This is a genomic window from Thioalkalivibrio sp. ALR17-21, assembly GCF_000420185.1.
Taxonomy (GTDB): domain Bacteria; phylum Pseudomonadota; class Gammaproteobacteria; order Ectothiorhodospirales; family Ectothiorhodospiraceae; genus Thioalkalivibrio; species Thioalkalivibrio halophilus.
Genome location: NZ_ATUL01000051.1, coordinates 1 through 3,772, shown reverse-complemented (window position 1 = coordinate 3,772; position 3,772 = coordinate 1). Strand labels below are relative to the sequence as shown.

Genomic DNA, 3,772 nt, shown 5'->3' with positions numbered 1-3,772 from the left:
CCCCGGGCCGCAGGAGGCCAGCCCTCTGGCCGATCGGGGCTACCAGTAGCTCTCGGTGGTGAGATGCCCCGGCTTGCGCCGGCGGTTCTTCTCCAAACCCCGTTCGCGCAGCATCGACTGGGTTTCGGAGACCATGTCGGGGTTGCCGCAAAGCATCACCTGGGAGTGCTCCGGCGCAAAATCGATCCCCGCCTGCGCCTCCAGCTCGCCTTCCGACAGCGCCGTGGTGATGCGCCCCTGGATGGCACCGGGGTGCGCCTCGCGGCTGACAAACGGCATATACTGAAACCGCTCGGGATCGCGCTCGGAGAAGCGTGCAATGGTGTCCTGGTAGGTAAGCTCCTCGGCATGGCGCACCGCATGCACCAGACGGATGTTCTCGAAGCGTTCCCAGGGCTCGTCGGTCTTCAGGATGGACAGGAACGGTCCGATCCCGGTCCCCGTCGACAGCAGCCACAGGTCACGTCCGTCGGGGATCTCGTTCAGGGTGAAAAACCCCGTGGCGCGCGGCATCAGCTCCACCGTGTCGCCGGGTTCGAGCTGCACCAGGCGGTTGGACAACGGCCCGTCCGGCACGGTGATCATGTAGAAATCCAGCGGGCGCTCGTCCGGGGCGTTCACGTACGAGTACGGCCGCCCCACCAGTTCGCCGTCGATCTCCATGCGCAGGCGATTGAACTGCCCGGCCACGAACGGCTCCACGTCCGCATCGATGCGCAGCGAGAACAGGCGGTCGGTCCACTGCTTGCGTTCCTGCACGGTGCCGGTCACCCAGCCCATATTCCTGACTCCTGTACTTGGTTAAAGGCAAGCATGCGGGCGGCGCCCGGGCATTTCAAGCATCCCCGGGGCGGCCCCTATAATATCGTCCATCACTGAAAACCACAGACAGGAGCAAAACCGATGGCACGCACCCCCTCGCAGATGATCGAGCTGGGCACCGAAGCCCCCAACTTCCAGCTGCCCGATGTCGTCTCCGGCGAGACCATCAGCCTGGACAGCTTCCCCGACGCGAAGGGCTACATGATCGCGTTCATCTGCAACCACTGCCCCTTCGTGCAGCTCATCCGCCACGAGTTCGCGCGTTACGGGCGTGAATACACCGAAAAGGGCATCGCGGTGATCGCCATCAACTCCAACGACATCGAGGCCGTCCCCGAAGACGCCCCCGACGCGATGCGCGACGACGCCCGCCGTTTCGGCTACAAATTCCCCTACTGCCTCGACGAAGACCAGTCCGTGGCCAGGGCCTACCAGGCCGCCTGCACTCCGGACCTCTACCTGTTCGACGCCGAGCGCAAGCTCTACTACCGCGGCCAGTTCGACAGCACCCGCCCCGGCAGCGACCAGCCCGTCACCGGCGAAGACCTGCGCAACGCCACCGACGCCCTGCTCGCCGGCCAGCCCGCGCCCGAGCCTCAGCACCCCAGCCTCGGCTGCAACATCAAGTGGAAGCCCGGCAACGAGCCCGCCTATTTCGCCTGAGGCCGGTCGACGAACGCCGCGATCGGCGAGAGGGCTCGCCTCCTACGGGCCGGGGCGCCTTGTAGGAGCGCAGCCCCCTGCGCGATCCGGCCGCGTGGTCGGGATTGTGAAGAGGCCGTGTTACGCTGCGGCTCCGACCGGACAAGGAGTGTCGGTATGGCGGATCACCACGACAACAGCTACAAGCTCCTGTTTTCGCATCCCGAGATGGTGCGGGACCTGCTGACCGGTTTTGTCCGGGAGGACTGGGTGAGGGAGCTGGATTTCTCCACGCTCGAGAAGGTCAACGGGTCCTATGTGACCGACGAGCTGCGCGATCGCGAAGACGACATCGTCTGGCGCGTGCGCTGGGGCGACGGCTGGCTTTACGTGTACCTGCTGCTGGAGTTCCAGTCGAGCGTGGACCGTTTCATGGCGGTGCGGATGATGACGTATCTCGGGCTGCTGTATCAGGACCTGATCCGGCAGAAGGCCCTGACACCCGGCGGCCGCCTGCCCCCGGTGCTGCCGGTGGTGCTCTACAATGGAGAGACGCGCTGGACGGCCGCACAGAACGTGGGCGAGCTGGTCGAACGGGTACCGGGTGGTCTGGAGCGTTACCGGCCCGATCTGAGCTATCTGCTGCTGGACGAGGGCGCGATCGTGGACGCGCCCGACTGGTCGGACGAGACGCGCAACGTGGCGGCGGCGCTGTTCCGGCTCGAGCACAACCGCAACGAGCAGGACCTCCTGGAAGTTCTGGGCCGTCTGGTGGAATGGCTGCGGTCCCCGGAGCAGACGGGGTTGCGGCGCTCGTTCGTGGTGTGGATGCGCCGGGTGATGCTCCCGCATCGAGCACCGGGGATGGAACTGCCGCCGTTCAACGACCTTCAGGACTTGCACGAGGTACACGACATGCTGGCCGAAAGGATCAAGCACTGGCCCGACCGGTGGATCGAGGAAGGGCGCCAGGAGGGGCGCCAGGAAGGGCTTCAGGAAGGGCGCCGCGAAACCGCGCGCAATCTGATCCGGTCAACCGAGATGGACGACCGCGCGATCGCCGAGATTGTCGGGCTGACAATCGAGGAGGTGACCGGGCTGCGGGAAAACCCTCCGCAGTGATCCGCCCCGGTCCGGATTGTCCCGCCTGGATCGATGCCGGACCGATATCGGTGCCTTGATCGCCGGGATGGCAACAAAACCGCGGCTCTGGTTAGGTGTGCAGCCCCCTGCGCGATATGGCGCGGGGATACATCCAATCGGCCAGGGCCGATTCCACCCCCACCGGCAGGCGGGCGCGAAAGGCAACGGCCTGCGCAACCAGATCCAGCACCCGATCGGTAAGCCGCCCCCGATGGGCGGACCCCTCCCCCACCACCAGGGGCTCCATCAGGGCAATGCGTTCACCTCGATCAATGACTGCGCTCATGGCCGGTTGGATGTCCTTTCACGCCATTTGCATGAGCCTCATCATATCAGCATTTTAACCCCGCAATGGCGTCCGCATCGGGCATTCCATGACCGGACCGATGGCCGGATCCGTGGCCGGATTGTGCTCGCTCACAAAAAAGCCGCCCTGATTGGCGGCCATTCAGAAATCCTGAGGGAGCCGAGGGAGTAACGGAACTCCAAACATTGCAGGATAAGGCAACGCTACCCGACTCGCATGACGGATGCTGCGACCGGATCGCCCCAATATCAACAACCGGACACGGGAACGAGCGAGGAGTGCGAGCCTCAACGCAATGCGGCATCGCAGGATGCCCCAATCGGCCAGAGGGCTGGCCTCCTACGAGCCGGGGTTACCTTGTGGGAGCGCAGCCCCCTGTGCGATGCGGCGCGATTTTGGGCGGGTGCGGCGGGGTCGTATACTCGCCGGACGTGTACGCAACCAGCGGTGCCGCATGCCCCCCAGCAATATCGTCGAAGGCCCTCGCGTAGCCACCTGGCACTGTCCCTCCTGCCGCGAGTCGGTGCCGCGGCTGCTGCCCAACGGCAGCGCCAACCGCGTGACCCTGCCGCCCGAACGCACCATGCTGCCGGATGACGACATCCGCGCGGCCTGCGAACGGGTACAGGGACTGCGGGCCCCGGAGGTTTGCTACGCCTGCGACCAGGCGTTCCAGGAACTGCTGGGCACGCTGGTGCGCCCGCCGGCCGAGGAAGGAGACGCCCGGGGCGAACCCGGGCTGAATGACACCGGCGTGATCGGTGCCCTGGTCCCGCTGGCCGAACGCGGGACCCAGCTGCTCATCTTCAACGTGATCGCCGGCGAACTGCGCTGCACCGAGATCGAATACCTCACCGA

5 protein-coding genes are annotated in these 3,772 nt (G+C 65.7%); 3 read left to right on the top strand and 2 right to left on the bottom strand.

Going from position 1 to position 3,772, the window contains the following annotated elements; translation table 11 throughout:
• Positions 1-39 precede the first annotated feature (39 nt).
• Complete coding sequence (locus G020_RS0114405) at positions 40-780, bottom strand: ferredoxin--NADP reductase (RefSeq protein WP_024330083.1); 741 nt, start codon at positions 778-780, stop codon at positions 40-42.
• A gap of 123 nt (positions 781-903) precedes the next feature.
• Between G020_RS0114405 and G020_RS0114400 the strand changes: the two genes are divergently transcribed.
• Both G020_RS0114400 and G020_RS0114395 read left to right on the top strand, forming a co-directional pair.
• Positions 904-1,485, top strand: a complete 582-nt coding sequence (locus tag G020_RS0114400) for a thioredoxin family protein (RefSeq protein WP_018946737.1) — start codon at positions 904-906, stop codon at positions 1,483-1,485.
• 156 nt (positions 1,486-1,641) lie between these two features.
• Positions 1,642-2,586: an Rpn family recombination-promoting nuclease/putative transposase gene (locus tag G020_RS0114395; protein WP_024330082.1), complete on the top strand. Its 945-nt coding sequence runs from the start codon at positions 1,642-1,644 to the stop codon at positions 2,584-2,586.
• A gap of 91 nt (positions 2,587-2,677) precedes the next feature.
• On the opposite strand, the gene G020_RS15560 is transcribed toward G020_RS0114395, so the two are convergent.
• A complete protein-coding gene (locus tag G020_RS15560; RefSeq protein ID WP_024330081.1) occupies positions 2,678-2,893 on the bottom strand; it encodes a hypothetical protein in 216 nt (71 codons plus the stop codon).
• Between the two features lie 475 nt (positions 2,894-3,368).
• Here G020_RS15560 and G020_RS0114380 point away from each other — a divergent pair.
• Positions 3,369-3,772: hypothetical protein (locus G020_RS0114380; RefSeq protein WP_029681359.1), on the top strand; the 404-nt coding region annotated here is incomplete at its 3' end.

Bases quoted from the DNA above. Each gene is read 5' to 3' on its own strand.
- G020_RS0114405 (WP_024330083.1), bottom strand. From the start codon at position 780: ATGGGCTGGGTGACCGGCACCGTGCAGGAACGCAAGCAGTGGACCGAC.
- G020_RS0114400 (WP_018946737.1), top strand. From the start codon at position 904: ATGGCACGCACCCCCTCGCAGATGATCGAGCTGGGCACCGAAGCCCCC.
- G020_RS0114395 (WP_024330082.1), top strand. From the start codon at position 1,642: ATGGCGGATCACCACGACAACAGCTACAAGCTCCTGTTTTCGCATCCC.
- G020_RS15560 (WP_024330081.1), bottom strand. From the start codon at position 2,893: ATGAGCGCAGTCATTGATCGAGGTGAACGCATTGCCCTGATGGAGCCC.